At 38.1% G+C, this 252-nt stretch carries 1 protein-coding gene; it reads left to right on the top strand.

Annotated features, from left to right (window positions below; genetic code table 11):
* On the top strand, nt 1-252 hold a 252-nt coding region (locus tag Q4550_RS23730; protein WP_303536716.1), incomplete at both ends, for a DUF1850 domain-containing protein.

Here is a 252-nt window from a genome sequence, read left to right as displayed (position 1 = left end):
ACATTGTACAAGTCTTATGGGGCAGGGACTCCAGATACAGATGGTAAAGTAGAATTACTTCCGAATGGATTTATCCAAGTTACTGGAATAGATCGGGTTATACCCCATTATTCCCTGTTCTATGTCGCGATTTCAAACTATTATCTCGAAAACAATGAACAAAGGTATCCGTTATCCGACTACGTTCCGGAAGACATAAATATCCAAATCCACTATGAACAAATACAAGTCTATAAATGGCTACTGTTAAGG

Origin of the sequence: Anaerobacillus sp. 1_MG-2023 (assembly GCF_030547345.1) — a bacterium.
Classification (GTDB): domain Bacteria; phylum Bacillota; class Bacilli; order Bacillales; family Guptibacillaceae; genus Guptibacillus; species Guptibacillus hwajinpoensis_B.
The sequence above is the reverse complement of the archived record's forward strand: the minus strand, read 5'-3'. Positions and strand labels throughout refer to the sequence as shown.